The organism is Streptomyces sp. NPDC014870, assembly GCF_043081505.1.
Classification (GTDB): domain Bacteria; phylum Actinomycetota; class Actinomycetes; order Streptomycetales; family Streptomycetaceae; genus Streptomyces.
This window is the reverse complement of the sequence record NZ_JBIBWQ010000004.1, coordinates 457,554-475,441: the sequence shown is the minus strand read 5'-3', so window position 1 is coordinate 475,441 and position 17,888 is coordinate 457,554. Positions and strand designations below refer to the sequence as shown.

Annotated in this window: 13 protein-coding genes and 1 pseudogene; 6 read left to right on the top strand and 8 right to left on the bottom strand. The window is 72.1% G+C overall.

Features of this window, described 5'->3' with window-relative positions:
* The first annotated feature begins 44 nt into the window (after nucleotides 1-44).
* The gene (locus ACF09C_RS14645) at nucleotides 45-317 is read left to right on the top strand and encodes a DUF6343 family protein (RefSeq protein WP_392091827.1); all 273 of its coding nucleotides are present in this window, start codon (nucleotides 45-47) and stop codon (nucleotides 315-317) included.
* A 22-nt stretch (nucleotides 318-339) separates the two neighbouring features.
* Here the strand turns inward: ACF09C_RS14645 and ACF09C_RS14640 are convergent, their stop codons facing one another.
* From ACF09C_RS14640 to rpsA, 4 genes are all read right to left on the bottom strand, one after another.
* Nucleotides 340-708, bottom strand: a complete 369-nt coding sequence (locus tag ACF09C_RS14640; RefSeq protein WP_362422987.1) for a tetratricopeptide repeat protein — start codon at nucleotides 706-708, stop codon at nucleotides 340-342.
* Nucleotides 709-849: 141 nt separating this feature from the next.
* The gene (gene coaE, locus ACF09C_RS14635; RefSeq protein ID WP_392091826.1) at nucleotides 850-1,458 is read right to left on the bottom strand and encodes a dephospho-CoA kinase; all 609 of its coding nucleotides are present in this window, start codon (nucleotides 1,456-1,458) and stop codon (nucleotides 850-852) included.
* A 31-nt stretch (nucleotides 1,459-1,489) separates the two neighbouring features.
* Complete coding sequence (locus ACF09C_RS14630) at nucleotides 1,490-2,428, bottom strand: PAC2 family protein (protein ID WP_392091825.1); 939 nt, start codon at nucleotides 2,426-2,428, stop codon at nucleotides 1,490-1,492.
* A 213-nt stretch (nucleotides 2,429-2,641) separates the two neighbouring features.
* Nucleotides 2,642-4,144: a 30S ribosomal protein S1 gene (rpsA, locus tag ACF09C_RS14625; protein ID WP_019885395.1), complete on the bottom strand. Its 1,503-nt coding sequence runs from the start codon at nucleotides 4,142-4,144 to the stop codon at nucleotides 2,642-2,644.
* A 346-nt stretch (nucleotides 4,145-4,490) separates the two neighbouring features.
* On the opposite strand from rpsA, the gene ACF09C_RS14620 reads away from it, so the two are divergent.
* Nucleotides 4,491-5,363: a class I SAM-dependent methyltransferase gene (locus ACF09C_RS14620; RefSeq protein ID WP_392091824.1), complete on the top strand. Its 873-nt coding sequence runs from the start codon at nucleotides 4,491-4,493 to the stop codon at nucleotides 5,361-5,363.
* Between the two features lie 133 nt (nucleotides 5,364-5,496).
* Nucleotides 5,497-8,079, top strand: a complete 2,583-nt coding sequence (gene hrpB, locus ACF09C_RS14615) for an ATP-dependent helicase HrpB (RefSeq protein WP_392091823.1) — start codon at nucleotides 5,497-5,499, stop codon at nucleotides 8,077-8,079.
* Here hrpB and ACF09C_RS14610 read toward each other — a convergent pair.
* The 3 genes from ACF09C_RS14610 to ACF09C_RS14600 all read right to left on the bottom strand — a co-directional run bounded on the left by ACF09C_RS14610 (nucleotide 8,063) and on the right by ACF09C_RS14600 (nucleotide 11,071).
* Nucleotides 8,063-9,028: a DUF3068 domain-containing protein gene (locus tag ACF09C_RS14610; protein WP_392091822.1), complete on the bottom strand. Its 966-nt coding sequence runs from the start codon at nucleotides 9,026-9,028 to the stop codon at nucleotides 8,063-8,065. The genes hrpB and ACF09C_RS14610 overlap by 17 nt on opposite strands.
* Before the next feature lie 14 nt (nucleotides 9,029-9,042).
* Nucleotides 9,043-9,183, bottom strand: a complete 141-nt coding sequence (locus ACF09C_RS14605; protein WP_315890806.1) for an SPW_0924 family protein — start codon at nucleotides 9,181-9,183, stop codon at nucleotides 9,043-9,045.
* Nucleotides 9,184-9,352: 169 nt separating this feature from the next.
* Nucleotides 9,353-11,071, bottom strand: a complete 1,719-nt coding sequence (locus tag ACF09C_RS14600) for a lytic transglycosylase (RefSeq protein WP_392091821.1) — start codon at nucleotides 11,069-11,071, stop codon at nucleotides 9,353-9,355.
* A 230-nt stretch (nucleotides 11,072-11,301) separates the two neighbouring features.
* Between ACF09C_RS14600 and ACF09C_RS14595 the strand changes: the two are divergent.
* Nucleotides 11,302-12,188: pseudogene (locus tag ACF09C_RS14595) on the top strand (DUF4184 family protein).
* 12 nt (nucleotides 12,189-12,200) lie between these two features.
* On the opposite strand, the gene polA reads toward ACF09C_RS14595, so the two are convergent.
* Complete coding sequence (polA, locus tag ACF09C_RS14590) at nucleotides 12,201-14,912, bottom strand: DNA polymerase I (protein WP_392091820.1); 2,712 nt, start codon at nucleotides 14,910-14,912, stop codon at nucleotides 12,201-12,203.
* A 123-nt stretch (nucleotides 14,913-15,035) separates the two neighbouring features.
* Here polA and ACF09C_RS14585 point away from each other — a divergent pair, with 123 nt between their 5' ends.
* Nucleotides 15,036-17,330: an FdhF/YdeP family oxidoreductase gene (locus tag ACF09C_RS14585; RefSeq protein ID WP_392091819.1), complete on the top strand. Its 2,295-nt coding sequence runs from the start codon at nucleotides 15,036-15,038 to the stop codon at nucleotides 17,328-17,330.
* Between the two features lie 67 nt (nucleotides 17,331-17,397).
* The gene (locus ACF09C_RS14580) at nucleotides 17,398-17,856 is read left to right on the top strand and encodes a PaaI family thioesterase (protein WP_392091818.1); all 459 of its coding nucleotides are present in this window, start codon (nucleotides 17,398-17,400) and stop codon (nucleotides 17,854-17,856) included.
* Nucleotides 17,857-17,888 lie beyond the last annotated feature (32 nt).

The following is a 17,888-nucleotide window of genomic DNA, read 5'->3' as shown; positions in this document are numbered from 1 at the left end:
ACGGGCGCGCCGGGGGTAGACCTCCTGTAGGAGATGCGACCGCCATGCGTACGGGCAGTGAGCCGGCGACCGCGCGCAGTGCGCTGCGGATGCGGTTCTGGCTGAGTCTGTGGGGTCTGCTCTGGGCCGCCTTCGGCACGACGGTGTTCGCCCTGGTCGGCAGGCCCGGGTGGGCGGCGGCCTGTGGCGTGCTGTTCCTGGTGGCGGCCGTCGACATGTCGATCGTGCTGCACCATCTGCGCCAGGGGCCGCATTGGCAGCCCGGCCGGGACATCCCGCCCTACGAACCCGACCACGGCGGCACGGGCCGCCGCTGAGACGCGGGCAGCGACCTCGCCGTCAGTCCTCCGCGCCGAAGCGAGCCGCCTGGAGGTACTCGGGCCTGGGGTCGAGGGCCGCCGCGAGCCGGAAGTGCCGGGTGGCCTGATCGGGCCGGCCGGAGCGCTGGAACGTACGGGCCAGGGCGAAGTGCGCGAACGCGTTGTCCGGCTCGCGTTCCAGTACCAGTTCGAACTCCAGCTCCGCGGGACGCAGTTGCGCGGCGGCGAAGAAGGCGCGGGCGCGCAGCAGCCGCGCCGCAGTGTTCTCCGGGTGGGCGGCGATCACCGAGTCGAGCAGCTTCACGGCACCGCGAGGGTCCCGCGCGGCCAGCAGATGCTCGGCTGCGCGGAAGTCGATGACGTGGGTCTCGGGGTTCCTCTCGGCCACGGTGGCATCCTTCCCTTGCTCCGGCGTTTCAACATCGGGTGCTGCAGGGCTATTCCGCGCCTGCGCGATCCCTACCCAGCCGGGGGCGCGGCCGATCGGCGCGAACGTTTCGGCTTTGTGCCGGGTGCGGCTCCGGGGCGGTCACGGGTTCCCGTCGGCCGCCCGCCGGGTCAGCTGCTCCCAGACCGCGCGCACCTGGGGTTCCAGCGCCTCCAGCGGCCCGTCGTTGTCGATGAGGAGGTCGGCGATCTTCTGCCGCTGCTCGCGCGTGGCCTGGGCGGCCATCCGGGCGCGCGCCTCTGACTCGGCCATGCCCCGCAGCCGTACCAGCCGGTCGAGCTGGGTCTCGGGGGACGCGTCGACGACCACGACCAGGTCGTACAGGGGGGCGAGGCCGTTCTCGGTGAGGAGGGGCACGTCGTGGACGACGACGTCGTCCGGTCCCGCCGCGCTCTCCAGCTCTGCGGAGCGGGCGCCGACGAGGGGATGGACAATTCCGTTCAGGGTGGCGAGGCGGTCGGCGTCGGCGAAGACGATCGAGCCGAGCCTCGGCCGGTCCAGCGTGCCCTGCTCGGTCAGGATCTCCGGCCCGAACGCCGCCACGACGGCCGCGAGCCCGGGTGTCCCGGGCTCGACGACCTCGCGCGCGATCTTGTCGGCGTCGATCAGTACGGCTCCGTAGGAGACGAGGAGCCGCGACACTTCACTCTTGCCGGCGCCGATACCGCCGGTCAGGCCCACCTTCAGCATGAGCGGCAGCTTAGGACCCCGGCCCGGGCCGCTAGGAGTCGCCCTCCCGCTCGGCGAGGAAGCGCTCGAACTCACGGCCCAGCTCGTCCGCCGACGGGAGGTCCACGGGCTCCGCGACGAGGCTGCCCCGGGTCTCGGCGCCTGCCACCGCGTCGTACTGGTGCTCAAGGCCCTGGACCAGGGCCGTCAGCTCGTCGTCGCCCTCGCCGATCTGGCGCTCGATCTCGGTCTGGGTGCGCCGGGCCTCGGTGCGCAGCGTGTGGGCGACACCGGGCAGGACGAGACCGGTGGCGGCCGTGATGGCTTCCAGCGCGGTCAGCGCGGCGTCGGGGTACGAGGACCGGGCGACGTAGTGCGGGACGTGGGCCGCGACGCCGAGCGTGTCGTGGCCGGACTCGGTGAGCCGGAACTCGACGAGCGACTCGGCGCTCCCGGGCACCTGGGCCTCGTCGAAGGGGCTCTTGTGGCCCGGCATGAGGTCCGTGCGGCTGCCGTGCGGCGTGAGACCGACGGGCCGGGTGTGCGGGACGCCCATCGGGATGCCGTGGAAGTTGACCGAGAGCCGTACACCGAGGCGCTCGACGATCTGGCGGACGGCGACGGCGAAGCGCTCCCACTCCACGTCCGGCTCGGGGCCGGAGAACAGCAGGAACGGCGCGCCGGTGGCGTCCTGGACGAGCCGGACCTCGATGGCGGGGGTTTCGTACGCCGTCCAGCGGTCACGCCGGAACGTGAGCAGCGGCCGACGGGCGCGGTAGTCCACGAGCCGGTCGTGGTCGAAGCGGGCCACCACCTGGTGGGGCAGCGTGTCGAGCAGGCGGTCGACGATCTGCTCGCCCGTCTCACCCGCGTCGATGTAGCCGTCGAAGTGGTAGAGCATGACCAGCCCGGCCGACTCCTGCGCCAGGGCCACGTCCACCACGGCCAGGCCCTTCTGGTCCCATTCGTACAAATCCTGGGGATCAAGCACGATTACCGCTCCTCCTCGCGTTCCTAGGGAAGAACGCTCCCCGGCCCACGAGCATTCCCCGCGTGATGGTTTTCGTGAGCGGAGTGTCAGCGCGCGAGCACGCGCACGCGCCCCCGGCGGGCGCAGGGGGCGCGGGACACGAAGGAGGCCCGCGCCCCCGAAGGGGTGCGGGCCTCGATCGTCGGCTAGCTACTGGCTAGCAGCAGAGCTGATTCAGCTCTGGCCGCCGGCCAGCTTCTCGCGCAGGGCAGCCAGGGCCTCGTCCGACGCCAGGGCGCCGGAGTTGTCGTCCGACTCCGAGGAGTACGAACCACCGGAGACGCCCGCCGGGGCACCGGCCGGAGCGGCGGCGCCACCCTCGGCAGCGGCGGCCTCGTCGGCCTCGCGGGACTTGATGACCTGAGCCTGGTGCTGCTCGAAGCGCTGCTGCGCCTCGGCGTACTGGGTCTCCCAGGCCTCGCGCTGGGTCTCGTAGCCCTCGAGCCAGTCGTTGGTCTCGGGGTCGAAGCCCTCGGGGTAGATGTAGTTGCCCTGGTCGTCGTAGGACGCGGCCATGCCGTACAGGGTCGGGTCGAACTCGACCGACGCCGGGTCGGCACCGAAGGACTCGTTGGCCTGCTTCAGGGACAGCGAGATCCGGCGACGCTCGAGGTCGATGTCGATGACCTTGACGAAGATCTCGTCGTTGACCTGGACGACCTGCTCCGGGATCTCCACGTGGCGCTCGGCCAGCTCGGAGATGTGGACCAGACCCTCGATGCCCTCGTCCACGCGGACGAACGCACCGAACGGAACCAGCTTGGTGACCTTGCCCGGGACGACCTGGCCGATCTGGTGCGTGCGGGCGAACTGCTGCCACGGGTCCTCCTGCGTCGCCTTCAGCGACAGGGAGACACGCTCGCGGTCCATGTCCACGTCGAGAACCTCGACGGTGACCTCCTGGCCGACCTCGACAACCTCGGACGGGTGGTCGATGTGCTTCCAGGACAGCTCGGAGACGTGCACGAGACCGTCGACGCCACCCAGGTCCACGAAGGCACCGAAGTTGACGATCGAGGACACGACGCCGGAGCGGACCTGACCCTTCTGGAGGGTCGTGAGGAAGGTCTGGCGAACCTCGGACTGGGTCTGCTCCAGCCAGGCGCGGCGGGACAGGACCACGTTGTTGCGGTTCTTGTCCAGCTCGATGATCTTCGCCTCGAGCTCCTTGCCCACGTAGGGCTGGAGGTCGCGGACGCGACGCATCTCGACCAGGGAGGCCGGGAGGAAGCCGCGGAGGCCGATGTCGAGGATGAGACCACCCTTGACGACCTCGATGACGGTACCGGTGACGATGCCGTCCTCTTCCTTGATCTTCTCGATGGTGCCCCACGCACGCTCGTACTGGGCGCGCTTCTTCGAGAGGATCAGGCGGCCTTCCTTGTCCTCCTTCTGGAGAACCAGGGCCTCGATCTCGTCGCCGACCTTGACGACCTCGTTCGGGTCGACGTCGTGCTTGATCGAGAGCTCGCGGCTCGGGATGACACCTTCGGTCTTGTAACCGATGTCGAGCAGGACCTCGTCCCGGTCGACCTTCACGATGACGCCGTCGACGATGTCGCCGTCGTTGAAGTACTTGATCGTCTCGTCGATCGCGGCGAGGAAGGCTTCCTCGTTACCGATGTCGTTGACCGCAACCTGCGGGGTGGTGGCGGTGGTCTCGGTGCTGCTCGTCATGTGGGAAAGGGCTCCGGTTACGGACAGAAAGTCGTAGGTACTGCTACGCCGAGAGCCCGTATCGCACCGAAGAAGCCGGACAGCCTATGAAGCGCCTTTCCCGATGAAGGGAGGCGCCTCGCGAACCGAGGGGACATACAACCGTGCGAGCGCGGCCTGCTCCGTCTGAGGCGCGCAGGCCCGCAGCGCAACCTTTAGCATACGGGGGCAGCCGGACAGGGTCAATGCGCGAAGCGCGCACGCGGGGCGGATCGCGGCATACCCGGCACAACTCAATTCTCCCCAGGCCATGATGGCCCCGGGGGCCGCACGGCGGCGCTGTGCGCAAACTACATCGACGGGCGAGATGAACCAAGAGTACGAACACGATGCCGACCCCGACGACGGGATCGGCGGGGTGCACGGGGCGGACGGGGCGGACGAGGCGGAGGCGACCCGCCGCGAGGCCGGGGACACCGAAAGCAGCCGGGCGAGCCGGGGCTGGTGGGACCGGAACGCCGACGAGTACCAGAACGAGCACGGGGCCTTCCTCGGGGACGACCGCTTCGTCTGGGGGCCGGAGGGGCTCGACGAGGCCGAGGCGGGGCTGCTCGGACCGGCCGAGGGGCTGAAGGGGCTCGACGTCCTGGAGATCGGCGCGGGCGCGGCGCAGTGTTCCCGCTGGCTGGCCGCCCGGGGCGCCCGGCCGGTGGCTCTCGACCTCTCGCACCGCCAGCTCCAGCACGCCCTGCGGATCGGCGGGGACGTGCCGCTGGTGGAGGCGGACGCCGGCGCCCTGCCGTTCCGCGACGGCTCCTTCGACCTGGCGTGCTCGGCGTACGGCGCGGTCCCGTTCGTGGCGGACCCGGTGAAGGTGTTCCGCGAGGTGCGCCGGGTGCTGCGGCCGGGCGGTCGGTGGGTGTTCTCGGTGACGCACCCGATCCGCTGGGCCTTCCCCGACGAACCGGGCCCCGAGGGCCTGTCGATCTCCGCCTCGTACTTCGACCGCACTCCTTATGTCGAGCAGGACGAGCGGGGCCGCGCGGTGTACGTGGAGCACCACCGGACGATCGGCGACCGGGTGCGGGACGTGGTGGCCGGCGGCTTCCGGCTGATCGATCTCGTCGAGCCGGAGTGGCCGGCATGGAACAGCCAGGAGTGGGGCGGATGGTCCCCGCTGCGGGGGAACCTGATCCCGGGCACGGCGATCTTCGTGTGCGAGCGGGACGAACAGCCGTAGCGAGGGGAACGAACAGCTGTGGCGAGGGGGACGAAGAGCTGCAGCGAGGGGGCCACAGGCCTTAGTCATATGAAAGGACCGAGCCTGTGGACAGCCGGGCCCGGCGTCGGCGGTGACGTACGAGACTGAGTGCGTGATCCGAAACGACGCACTCGACCGTCTCCCCGTCCGCCATGCCGTCCCCGAGCTGCTGACCGCGCTCGAGGAGCGCGGCACGGCGGTGCTGTACGCGCCTCCCGGCACCGGCAAGACCACGCTGGTGCCGCTGGCGCTCGCGGGGCTGATAGGGGACGGACCCCGGCGGCGTGTCCTGGTGGCCGAGCCGCGCCGGATGGCGGTGCGGGCGGCCGCCCGGCGGATGGCGTGGCTGCTGGGCGAGGAGGTCGGCGACGCCGTCGGCTTCTCCGTGCGCGGGGAGCGTCGGACCGGTCCGGCGACCCGCGTCGAGGTGGTGACGACGGGTGTCCTGCTCCAGCGCCTCCAGCGTGACCCGGAGCTGGCGGGCGTGGACGTGGTGCTGCTCGACGAGTGCCACGAGCGGCATCTCGACGCGGACACCGCGATGGCGTTCCTGGTGGACGTCCGGGCGACGCTGCGGCCGGAGCTCAAGCTGATCGCGGCCTCGGCGACGAGCGACGCCGAGGCGTGGGCGCGGCTCCTCACCGTCCTCGACGGCGGCGGTCCCGCGCCGATCGTGTGGGGGAAGGGCGAGGGGCACGGCTATCTGGTGCGCTTCGCCGCGCCGCCCGCCGGCATCAGGCCCTCCCACGGCACCTGGGTGGACCCCGCGCTCCTGCGCCACGTCGCGGCGACGGTCCGGCTGGCCTGCGAGCGGCACGAGGGCGACGTCCTCTGTTTCCTGCCCGGTACGGGCGAGATCGCGCGGACGGCGGGGCTGCTGGCCGGCCTGGACGCGGAGGTGCTCCAGCTGCACGGGCGGGCCCCGGCGGCGGTGCAGGACGCTGTACTGAAGGGAGCGGAGCCCGGCGGGCGGCGCAGGGTGATCCTCGCGACCTCCGTGGCGGAGTCGAGCCTGACGGTCCCGGGGGTTCGGATCGTCGTGGACTCGGGCCTGTCGAGGGAGCCGCGGACGGACCACGCGCGGGGCCTCGGCTCACTGGCGACGGTGCCGGTGTCGGTCGCGGGCGCGACCCAGCGCTCGGGCCGCTCCGGGCGGGAGGCCTTCGGTGTGGTCTACCGCTGCTGGGCCGAGGCGGACGACGGGCGCCGGGCTCCCTATCCCTCCCCCGAGATCCGGATCGCCGACCTGGCCTCGTTCGCCCTGCGGGCGGCGTGCTGGGGCGACCCGTCGGCGGAGGGCCTGGCCCTCCTGGACACCCCGCCTGCCGGAGCGCTGGCGGCGGCCCGTTCCGTCCTGACGGCGATCGGCGCGGTCGACGAGGACGGCCGGGCGACGGAGCGGGGGGTACGGATGTCCCGGCTCGGGGTGCACCCTCGGCTGGCCCGGGCGCTTCTGGACGGTGCGCCCGAGGTCGGGGCGCGACGGGCGGCCGAGGTCGTCGCCCTGCTGAGCGAGGAGCCGCCGCGGGAGTACGGCGACGACCTCGCGGCGGCCTGGCGGGCGGCCCGGCGGGGCGCCGACGGCTACGGGGCGCGCTGGAAGGCGGAGGCCCGGCGCCTCGAACGGGCGGCGGGCGAGGCGGGCGACGGGAGCGCGGACGGGCGACGGGGCGAGAACGGCGCCCTGAGCGGGGGCCTTGCCGGGGGTGGGGAGGACGTGGTGGCCGGGCTGGTGACGGCGTACGCGTTTCCGGAGCGGGTGGCGCGGGCGCGGGAGGGGCGCGGGTTCCTGATGGTGTCGGGGACGGGGGCCGAGCTCGCCGAGGGCTCGGGGCTCGGGCGCGCGCCCTGGCTGGCCGTCGCCGTGGCGGACCGGACCGCACGGAGCGCCACGGCCCGGGTGCGTCTTGCGGCCGTGGTGGACGAGGACGTGGCCCGGGCGGCCGCGGGACATCTGCTCTCCTCGGGCGAGGAGGTGCACTGGGAGGACGGAGACGTGGTCGCCCGCTCGGTGTCCCGGCTGGGCGCCGTCGAACTGGCCGCGCGTCCGCTCGGGGAGACCGCCGACCCCGCGCTCGTCCGTTCCGCGCTCCTGGACGGGCTGGGGCGGGAGGGGCTCGGGCTGTTGCGGTGGAGCCGTGAGGCGCAGGAGCTGCGGCAGCGGCTCGGCTTTCTCCACCGGGTGCTTGGCGAGCCGTGGCCGGCTGTCTCGGAGGAGGCGTTGCTCGACCGCGCGGAGGAGTGGCTGGAGCCGGAGCTGTCCCGGGCCCGGCGGCGGGCCGACCTCGGCCGGATCGACGCGGGGCAGGCGCTCACGCGGCTGCTGCCCTGGGCGACGGGTGAGGCGGGCCGGCTCGACGAGCTGGCGCCCGAGCGGATCGAGGTGCCCAGCGGGTCGCGGATCCGGGTGGACTACGACGGCGAGCAGCCGGTTCTCGCGGTGAAGCTGCAGGAGATGTTCGGCCTCGCCGAGACACCGCGGGTGGCGGGCGGCACACCGGTCGTGGTCCATCTCCTCTCCCCCGCCGGGCGGCCGGCGGCCGTCACCGCCGATCTCGCCTCGTTCTGGCGGGACGGCTACCGGGCGGTGCGGGCTGAGCTGCGCGGCCGCTACCCCAAGCATCCGTGGCCGGAGGACCCGGCCGGCGCGGAGCCGACCCGGCACACCAGCGCGCGGCTCAGGAGGGAGCGGTAGCGGGGCCGTCCGGGGCGGGGCGGCGGCCGCGCGCCTCGAGCCAGAGGGAGAGGGCGAGCAGGAGGAGGGAGAGGGTGAGGAAGGTCCAGGGCAGATAGGAGGTGACGAGCAGGATGACGGTCCGGTTGGCGTCGACCAGCTCGACGGTGTCGCGGATGTAGTCCTCGCGCATCTTCACGTGCCCGGAGAACGCGGTGACCTTCCAGTCGGTCTTGTCGTTGCGGAGCTCCTCCTCGTGGATCTCCTCGCCGTTGACCGGGGCGCCGGTGACGGGGTCGACCCAGAACATCCGCTTGGTCGTGTACCAGATGGACATGCCCGACTGGCTGATCATCTCGGGGGTGATGCCCTTGACGGGCATCGTCTTGGGCATGGGGACCTTGGTCCAGGGGATGGTCTGCTCGAAGTAGTAGACCTCCATGCCGCGGAAGGTGCGGGTGCCCTTGTAGTGGATCGGGGAGGTGGTGCGGGAGCGGGCATCGAAGTACTGGTAGTCCCTCTTCTCGGTGAGGAAGGGCCACTTGAACTCGATGCCCTCGCGCCGGACCGCGTCGCCGTCGACCGTCGCGCCGGTGGCGTTGACCGGGTCCTGGGTGTGGGCGTCGAAGACGTAGCGCTCGGGGATCTGGGAGACCATCTTGCCGTCGGGCCCTGTGATGTAGGTGAGGGCGTCCCAGACGACGACGTCACGGCCGGCGGAGCGCTCGATGCGCCTGGACTCCTCCACGTTGCCCTTGAGGGTCTGGATGATGGTGAGCTTCTCGACCTTCTTGGCGGTGAGGGTGGAGTAGTCGACGAGGGTCGCGGGCTTCGCCTCGAGGACGATCTCCTGGTACTGGTTCGGCGGGATCTTCGCCACGCGGGGGAAGACGTACCAGCGGAGGGTGGGGGCCATCGCGGCGAAGAAGACCGCGAAGGCGAGCAGGACGAGGCTGGCTCGGCGGCGCATGGACGGAGCTCCTCCTACTTCTTGGGGCCGGGGTCGGCGGTGAGGAGGGGCTTGGGCGAGGTGGGCCCGTCGGGCGGCAGGTCGACCACGGAGACGAGGAGGACGACGAGGAGGACTGGGACCAGCCCGATGGCGGCGGCTACGAGGGCGCGCATGGTGGGCCTCCCGGTGCTCGATCTGATGCGGCGTCAGGGCTGGGGCACCGTAGCAACGCGGACCCGAGATGAGAACACGTTGCACTCAGAACGCAGAGCGCCGCCCTCCTGTCCGGGGGGGGACGGGAGGGCGGCGGACCGGCTGACCGTGCGGAGGGGCTGTGGCGCCTCAGGGCGTCGACGGGGCGGACGTGGTCGGCGACGGTGTCGGCGTCGGGTCGGGCACCGGGGCGGTGACCTTGAGCTCGATGGTCACGGTGCCGCCGCCGGGCGCCGTGAGCCGGAGCAGGAAGGTGCCGGTCTGGTCGTCCGAGAAGATGTCCGGGAGGGTGAGCAGTCCGGCGGCGTCCGTCTTCAGGCCCGTGAGGGTGCGGACGGGGTTGCCGTCGGCGTCCTTGAAGTACGGGCCCTTGCTGTTCTGCTGCGGGTCGTCCGCCGAGTTGATCATGGTGGCGGTCAGGCCCACCGAGGAGGCGACGGCACCGTCGAGGGTGGCCTTCACCAGGACGCGGTCCGCGAACCGGCCGCCGGTGGTGGCGGTCAGCTCGGCGGCGTCGCCGCGGACCAGCGTGTCCGCCTGCCGCTCGGTGACGGTGGCGGAGAAGGAGACGGTCGCGCTGTTGCGGCCGACGGCGGTGGCCCGGACCGTGAAGGTGCCCGTCTGCTCGCCGGCCCGCGGGGACGGCGCGACGGCCCGGCCGTTGGCGGCGGTCACGACGGTCACGCTCTTCGCCACGCCGCCGAGGTTGGCGTCGGTGGAGCCGACGATCTCGAAGCGCACGCTGAGCCCGGCGACGGGCTTGCCCGCGGCGTCCAGCGCCTCGACCGTCGGGCGCCCGGCGAAGACGCTGCCGACGGTGGCCGTCAGCGTGCCGGTACCGGCGTCCTTCAGGGAGACGACCCTCGCGGCCGGCGGCTGAGTGACGGGCGGCGGCGTGACCGGCGGAGTGGTGGGCTTCGACGGGTTCGGCTTCGGCGTGGTCGGGGTCGGCGAAGGGGTGACGGGCGCCGTTTGCGAGGGCTTCGACGAGGGGCGGGTGGTCGGGGTGTCGCTGCGGTCGATGGGCAGCACGCCCGTGCCGTCCGGGACCTGGTGGCTGCCGCGCTTGTAGTACTCGAACCAGGAGAGGACCGTGCGGAGGTACTCGGTGGAGCGGTTGTAGCTGAGGATCGCCCGGTCCAGGTCGGCCTTGACCGCGAGGTCGCGGTTGTTGGCGCACAGGTACATGCCCGCGGCCTGGGCGGCGTCGTAGATGTTGTTGGGGTCCTTGAGGCCGTCGCCGTTGGCGTCCTGACCCCAGGTCGCCCAGGTGGAGGGGATGAACTGCATCGGGCCGACGGCGCGGTCGTGCGTCGCGTCCCCGTCGAAGGCGCCGTCGTCGGTGTCCGAGATGTTGGCGAAGCCGACACCGTTGAGCTGCGGGCCGAGGATCGGGGAGAGGGTCTTCCCGTTGGCGTCGACCCGGCCGCCGCGCGCCTGCCCGGACTCGACCTTGCCGATGCCGGCGAGCAGCTGCCACGGAAGGTTGCACGCGGGGTCGCTGGAGCGGATCGACTGCTCGGCCCGCTTGTAGGCGGCGAGGACGGTCGCGGGTATGCCGGCTTCCGCGGGGCCGGTGATGATCGGCAGGTCTATGGAAGTGCCGGGCTTGTTCGGCGTGTTCAGCGGCGGCAGATCGGTGTAGTACGGGGAGTCACCGGTGGCCGAACCGTCGGGCGGGGTCGGCGTCGCGTCACCGGCGCCGACCGGCCGGTCGCCGGCCGCGCTGTCCGAGGGGGGCGGCACGACGCCGGGCGCCTGCGAGGCGGCCAGTGCCGCCACCGCCGCCGCGACGACCGCACCGCTCGTTGCTCCCCTGCGCAGACGGCGGCCGAATTGCGCTGCCATACGTGTGGTCCCTCCCCCTCGACTGCACCCGCGCTCCCCGCGCGAGGCCTCAGGAGACCCTATGACACCGACGGGCCCCTCGACACAGCGCCCTGACCGTGTTTCACGCTTTCGTCACCTCTTGGTCGCCCACGGTCCGGGTGGAGATCGCTCCCGCATACTGGGCGTGACCGCCGACCGCCGCCGCGGGAGACGTCCGGGGCCGGCGCGGAGACCAGGGGGATGTTCCGATGCCGTTCACGCTCAGCCATGCCGCCGCGGTGCTGCCGGGCATCCGCCGCGACGGCACAGGACGCGGACCGCTGATCGCCTCGGCGATGGTGGCGGGGTCGTTCGCGCCCGACATGACCTATTTCGCGGCCACCGCCGTGCCCGGCGCGATGCTCTTCGGGAGCGTCACGCACTCCCCCGTGGGCATCCTGACGGTCGATCTGCTGATCACCGCCGCACTGGTGGCCGTGTGGCTGATGGTGCGTGAGCCGCTGGTGGCCCTGCTGCCGGCCCGGCAGCAGAGCCGGGTGTACGGCTTCGTGCGGGGCGGTGGCTGGCGCGGCCGGCCGGTCCTGCCGTTGGCCACCTGGTTCGGTCTGTCGGCGGTGCTCGGCGCCTCGACGCACGTGGTGTGGGACTCCTTCACCCACCTCGACCGCTGGGGCACCCGCGCGCTTCCGTTCCTCGACGACCTCGTCGCCGGCTTCCCGGTCTATCTGTACTTCCAGTACGGAGGGTCGGCCCTGGCGCTCGTCCTGCTGGTGTGGTTCACGGTACGGGCGCTGCGGGCCGCCCCGGGCGGGGCGACGCCGCCCGCCGGGGTGCCGGTCCTGAGCCGCCGGGGCCGCCGGCTGGCCGGCGTGCTGATCGGCGTCTGCGTCCTGGCCGGGACGTGCACCGGTGCCTGCGCTGGTACGCGTACTGGGGTCGGATCGAGACGCCGCTGGACATCATCCCGACGGCCTGCTTCGGCGGCGGCGCGGGGCTCGCCGTCGGCCTCCTGCTGTACGGGGCGGGGATGCGGCTGCGCGCCGCGCGCCCGCGTCCGGCCGCGGTCCCCGGGGGAGCGGCCGGGGAAGCGGCGGAGGGTCGTGAGCCGGAGCGGTCCCGCCCCGGCTCACGCTGAGCCTGCGGGCCCTCAGTGGGCGGCCGACTCCCAGTCCGCGCCCACGCCGACGGAGACGTCGAGGGGGGCACGGAGCGAGGCGGCCGCGGACATCTGCTCGCGGACCAGGGCCTCGACCCGCTCCCGCTCGCCCGGGGCCACTTCGAGGACGATTTCGTCGTGGACCTGGAGCAGCATCCGGGAGGCGAGGCCCGCCTCGGTGAGCGCCCGGTCCACCTTGAGCATCGCGATCTTCACGATGTCCGCCGCCGTGCCCTGGATCGGCGCGTTGAGCGCCATCCGCTCGGCGGCCTCGCGGCGCTGGCGGTTGTCGCTGTTCAGATCCGGCAGGTACCGGCGGCGGCCCAGCATCGTCTCCGTGTAGCCCGTCGCCCGCGCCTCGTCGACGACGCGGCGCAGATAGTCCCGTACCCCGCCGAAACGCTCGAAGTAGGTGTCCATCAGGGCCCGCGCCTCGCCCGCCTCGATGTTCAGCTGCTGGGAGAGGCCGAAGGCCGACAGGCCGTACGCCAGGCCGTAGGACATGGCCTTGATCTTGCGCCGCATCTCGGCGTCGACGGCGGACCGCTCGACGCCGAAGACCTGCGAGGCGACCGTGGTGTGCAGGTCCTCGCCCGAGGTGAACGCCTCGATGAGGCCCTCGTCCTCGGAGAGGTGGGCCATCACCCGCAGCTCGATCTGGCTGTAGTCCGCCGTCATCAGCGACTCGAAGCCCTCGCCGACGACGAAGCCGTGCCGGATCGCCCGGCCCTCGTCCGTGCGCACCGGCACGTTCTGCAGGTTCGGGTCGGTGGAGGAGAGCCGCCCGGTCGCCGCCACGGTCTGGCTGAAGGTGGTGTGGATGCGGCCGTCGGCCGCGACCGTCTTGATCAGACCCTCGACCGTCGACCGCAGCCGCGCCTGCTCGCGGTGGCGGAGCATGATCACCGGCAGATCGTGCTCGGTCTGCCCGGCCAGCCACGCGAGGGCGTCGGCGTCCGTGGTGTAACCGGTCTTGGTCTTCTTGGTCTTCGGCAGGTTCAGCTCGCCGAAGAACACCTCCTGGAGCTGCTTGGGCGAGCCGAGGTTGAACTCGTGCCCGACCGAGGCGTGCGCCTCCTTCACGGCCTGCTGCACCGCGCCGGCGAACTGCTGCTCCATGGCCTCCAGATGGGCCCGGTCGGCGGCGATGCCGTGCCGCTCCAGGCGCGCCAGGAGCTCGGACGTCGGCAGCTCCACCTCGTGCAGCAGCTCGCGGGCGCCGACCTCGCCGAGCTTCTCCTCGAAGGCGTCGCCGAGGTCGAGGACGGCCCTGGCCTGCGTCATGAGCGCCTCGGCCTCCGCCGAGTCGTCGGCGCCGAAGGCGAGCTGGCCGTCGGCGGCGGACGCCGGGGCGAGCTCACGGCCCAGGTACTCCAGGGAGAGCGCGTCGAGCGCGAAGGAGCGGCGGCCCGGCTTGACCAGGTACGCGGCGAGGGCGGTGTCCATGGCGACACCGGCGACGCTCCAGCCGTGCTCGGGGAAGACCCGCATCACGCCCTTGGCGTTGTGCAGCACCTTGGGCCGGGCCGGATCGGCGATCCAGGCGGCGAACGCCTGCTCGTCGGCCTCGTCGAGCTCGGTCGTGTCGAACCAGGCGGCGGCGCCGTCGGCGGCGGCCAGCGCGATCTCGCCGACGTTCCCCGTGCCCAGGGCCCAGCTGTCGACCGTGGCCATGCCCAGCGGCTTCGTGCCGTGCTCCGCCAGCCAGGGGGCCAGCTCGCCCGCGCCGAGGACGGTGCCGTCCAGCTCCACTCCGGCGGCGGGCGCCGGGGCCTGCTCCTCGCCGGCGCCCGGGTCGACGGCGAGCAGCCGCTCGCGCAGCGAGGGGTTACGGATCTCCAGCGTGTCCAGGACCATCGCGACGGCCGTACGGTCGTAGGCCACGCGCTCCAGGTCCGCCACGGTCTTCGGCAGCTCGACGTCCCGCACCATCTCGGTCAGGACGCGGTTGAGCTTGACCGCCTCCAGGTGGTCCCGGAAGTTCTGCCCGGCCTTGCCCTTGACCTCCTCGGCGCGCTCGACCAGCTCCGCGAAGGAACCGAACTGGTTGATCCACTTCGCGGCGGTCTTCTCACCGACGCCAGGGATGCCCGGGAGGTTGTCGGACGGGTCGCCGCGCAGGGCGGCGAAGTCCGGGTACTGCTGCGGCGTGAGGCCGTACTTCTCCTCGACCTTCTCCGGCGTGAACCGGGTCAGCTCGGAGACGCCCTTCGTCGGGTACAGCACGGTCACGTGGTCCGTGATCAGCTGGAAGGAGTCCCGGTCGCCGGTGACGATCAGGACCTCGAAACCGGCGGCCTCGGCCTGCGTGGCGAGGGTGGCGATCACGTCGTCGGCCTCGAAGCCGTCGATCGCGAACCGCGGCGCGCGCATGGCGTCCAGCAGCTCGCCGATCAGCTCCACCTGCCCCTTGAACTCGTCCGGGGTCTTCGAGCGGTTCGCCTTGTACTCCGGGAACTCCTGGGAGCGCCAGGTCTTTCGGGACACGTCGAACGCGACGGCGAAGTGCGTGGGCGCCTCGTCACGGAGCGTGTTCGCCAGCATCGACGCGAAGCCGTAGATGGCGTTCGTCGGCTGTCCGGTCGCGGTCGTGAAGTTCTCCGCGGGCAGCGCGAAGAACGCCCGGTACGCCAGGGAGTGCCCGTCCATGAGGAGCAGGCGCGGACGGGTCTCTTCGGTCTTCTTCGATGCTGTATCAGCCACGGACACGATCCTGCCACGGACCACTGACATTCCCGCCCACGGCGGCCCTCGGGGACGCGCTGTCGGTGGCCCGTGACAGGATCGGGGGCGTACGGAAGAGATGACCGCTCAAGGGAGAGCGCGATGGTCAGCAAGCCCCCCGCAGGCGACCCGGTCCAGGACGCGCCGCAGGTCGCGCCGCCGCAGCACGCCGCCGCCGGCCTCGCCGCCGTCGCGCACACGCTCCGGATCTCCCAGGCGCAGATGGGCGTGCGGCGCACCGCGCGCACCCTGCTCAAGGTCAACCAGAAGGACGGCTTCGACTGCCCCGGCTGCGCCTGGCCCGAGGGCGACAAGCGGCATGTGGCGGAGTTCTGCGAGAACGGGGCGAAGGCGGTCGCCGAGGAGGCGACGCTGCGCCGCGTGACCCCGGAATTCTTCGCCGCCCACCCGCTCGCGGACCTGGCGGAGCGCAGCGGGTACTGGCTGGGCCAGCAGGGCCGCATCACGCAGCCCATGCTTCTGGAGAAGGGGGCCGGGCCGGACGGGGCCGAGCGGTACGAGGCGGTGACCTGGGAGCGGGCCTTCGCGATCATCGCCGAGGAGCTGACCGCCCTCTCCTCCCCGGACGAGGCCCTCTTCTACACCTCGGGACGCACCAGCAACGAGGCCGCGTTCCTGCTCCAGCTCTTCGCGCGCGAGTTCGGCACGAACAACCTGCCGGACTGCTCCAACATGTGCCACGAGTCCTCCGGTTCCGCGCTCAACGAGACGATCGGGATCGGCAAGGGCAGCGTCTCCCTGGAGGACCTGCACCAGGCCGATCTGATCGTCGTCGCGGGACAGAACCCCGGCACGAACCACCCCCGGATGCTCTCGGCCCTGGAGAAGGCGAAGGAGGCCGGCGCGAAGATCATCTCGGTCAATCCGCTGCCCGAGGCGGGCCTGGAGAAGTTCAAGAACCCGCAGACCCCGCAGGGCCTCCTCAAGGGCGCCTCGCTCACCGACCTCTTCCTCCAGATCCGCATCGGCGGCGACCAGGCCCTCTTCCGCCTCCTCAACAAGCTGGTCCTGGAGACGCCGGGCGCGGTCGACGAGGAGTTCGTACGGGAACACACCCACGGGTACGAGGAGTTCACTGCCGCCGCGCGCGCCGCCGACTGGGACGAGACGCTGGCCGCGACGGGCCTGACCCGAGGCGAGATCGAGCGGGCCCTGGAGATGGTCCTCGCCTCGAAGCGGACCATCGTCTGCTGGGCCATGGGGCTCACCCAGCACAAGCACTCCGTGCCCACGATCCGCGAGGTCGTCAACTTCCTCCTGCTGCGCGGCAACATCGGCCGCCCCGGCGCGGGCGTCTGCCCCGTGCGCGGCCATTCGAACGTGCAGGGCGACCGCACCATGGGCATCTTCGAGCGGCCCGCGCCCGCCTTCCTGGACGCCCTGGACAAGGAGTTCGGGATCGTCTCGCCGCGCCACCACGGCTTCGACGTGGTCCGTTCGATCCAGGCGCTCCGCGACGGCGAGGCGAAGGTCTTCTTCGCCATGGGCGGCAACTTCGTCGGAGCCACGCCCGACACGGCTGTCACGGAGGCGGCGATGCGTCGCGCCCGGCTCACCGTCCATGTCTCGACGAAGCTGAACCGCTCGCACGCCGTGACCGGCACGCGCGCGTTGATCCTCCCCACGCTCGGCCGCACCGACAAGGACGTCCAGAGCAGCGGCAAGCAGTTCGTGACCGTCGAGGACTCCATGGGCCAGGTGCACGCCTCGCGCGGCAACCTGCCGCCCGCGAGCCCGCACCTGCTCTCCGAACCGGCGATCGTGGCCCGCATGGCCCGGGCGGTCCTCGGCGCCGGATCGGCCACGCCCTGGGAGGAGTTCGAGAAGGACTACGCCACGATCCGCGACCGCATCGCGCGCGTGGTGCCCGGCTTCGACGACTTCAACGCCCGCCTCGCCGCCTCCCCCGGCGGGTTCGCCCTCCCGCACGCACCGCGCGACGAGCGACGCTTCCCGACCGCGACCGGCAAGGCCAACTTCACCGCCGCGCCCGTGGAGTACCCGACGGTGCCGGAGGGCCGGCTGCTCCTGCAGACCCTGCGCTCGCACGACCAGTACAACACCACGATCTACGGCCTCGACGACCGCTACCGCGGCATCAAGGGCGGCCGCCGGGTCGTCCTCGTCCACCCGGAGGACGCGGCGGCCCTCGGCCTCGCGGACGGGGCGTACACCGATCTCGTGAGCGAGTGGCGGGACGGCGTTGAGCGGCGCGCGCCCGGCTTCCGGGTGGTGCACTACCCGACGGCCCGGGGCTGCGCGGCCGCGTACTACCCGGAGACGAACGTCCTGGTGCCGCTGGACTCCACGGCGGACATCAGCAACACCCCGGCCAGCAAGTCCGTGATCATCCGGTGCGAACCGACCCCCGAGTAAGCGCTCGCTCAATAGGCTGATAGGAAGTGCGCGTAAACGAGCGTTCACGGAGAAACGGAGAGAGCCCATGGGCGAGCAGCACGCGGTGAAGTTCCCGCAGGAGATCCTGGACGAGTACACGGCCCTGGGCATCGACCTGCCCGCCCTCTTCTCGGCCGGCCACCTCGGCGAGCGGATGGACATCCGCATCCTGGAGGCCGCCCCCGACCGCGTCGTCGGCACGATGCCGGTCGAGGGCAACACCCAGCCCTACGGCCTCCTGCACGGCGGCGCCTCCGCGGTCCTCGCCGAGACCCTCGGCTCCGTCGGCGCCATGCTGCACGGCGGCCACACCAAGATCGCGGTCGGTGTCGACCTGAACTGCACCCACCACCGGGGCGTCCGGTCCGGCCTGGTCACCGGCACCGCCACACCCGTCCACCGGGGCCGCTCCACCGCCACGTACGAGATCGTCATCACCGACGAGCAGGACAAGCGCGTCTGCACCGCCCGGCTCACCTGCCTCCTGCGGGACGTCGAGCAGTAACACCCCCGAAACGGGGGGCTGTTGTCATCAGG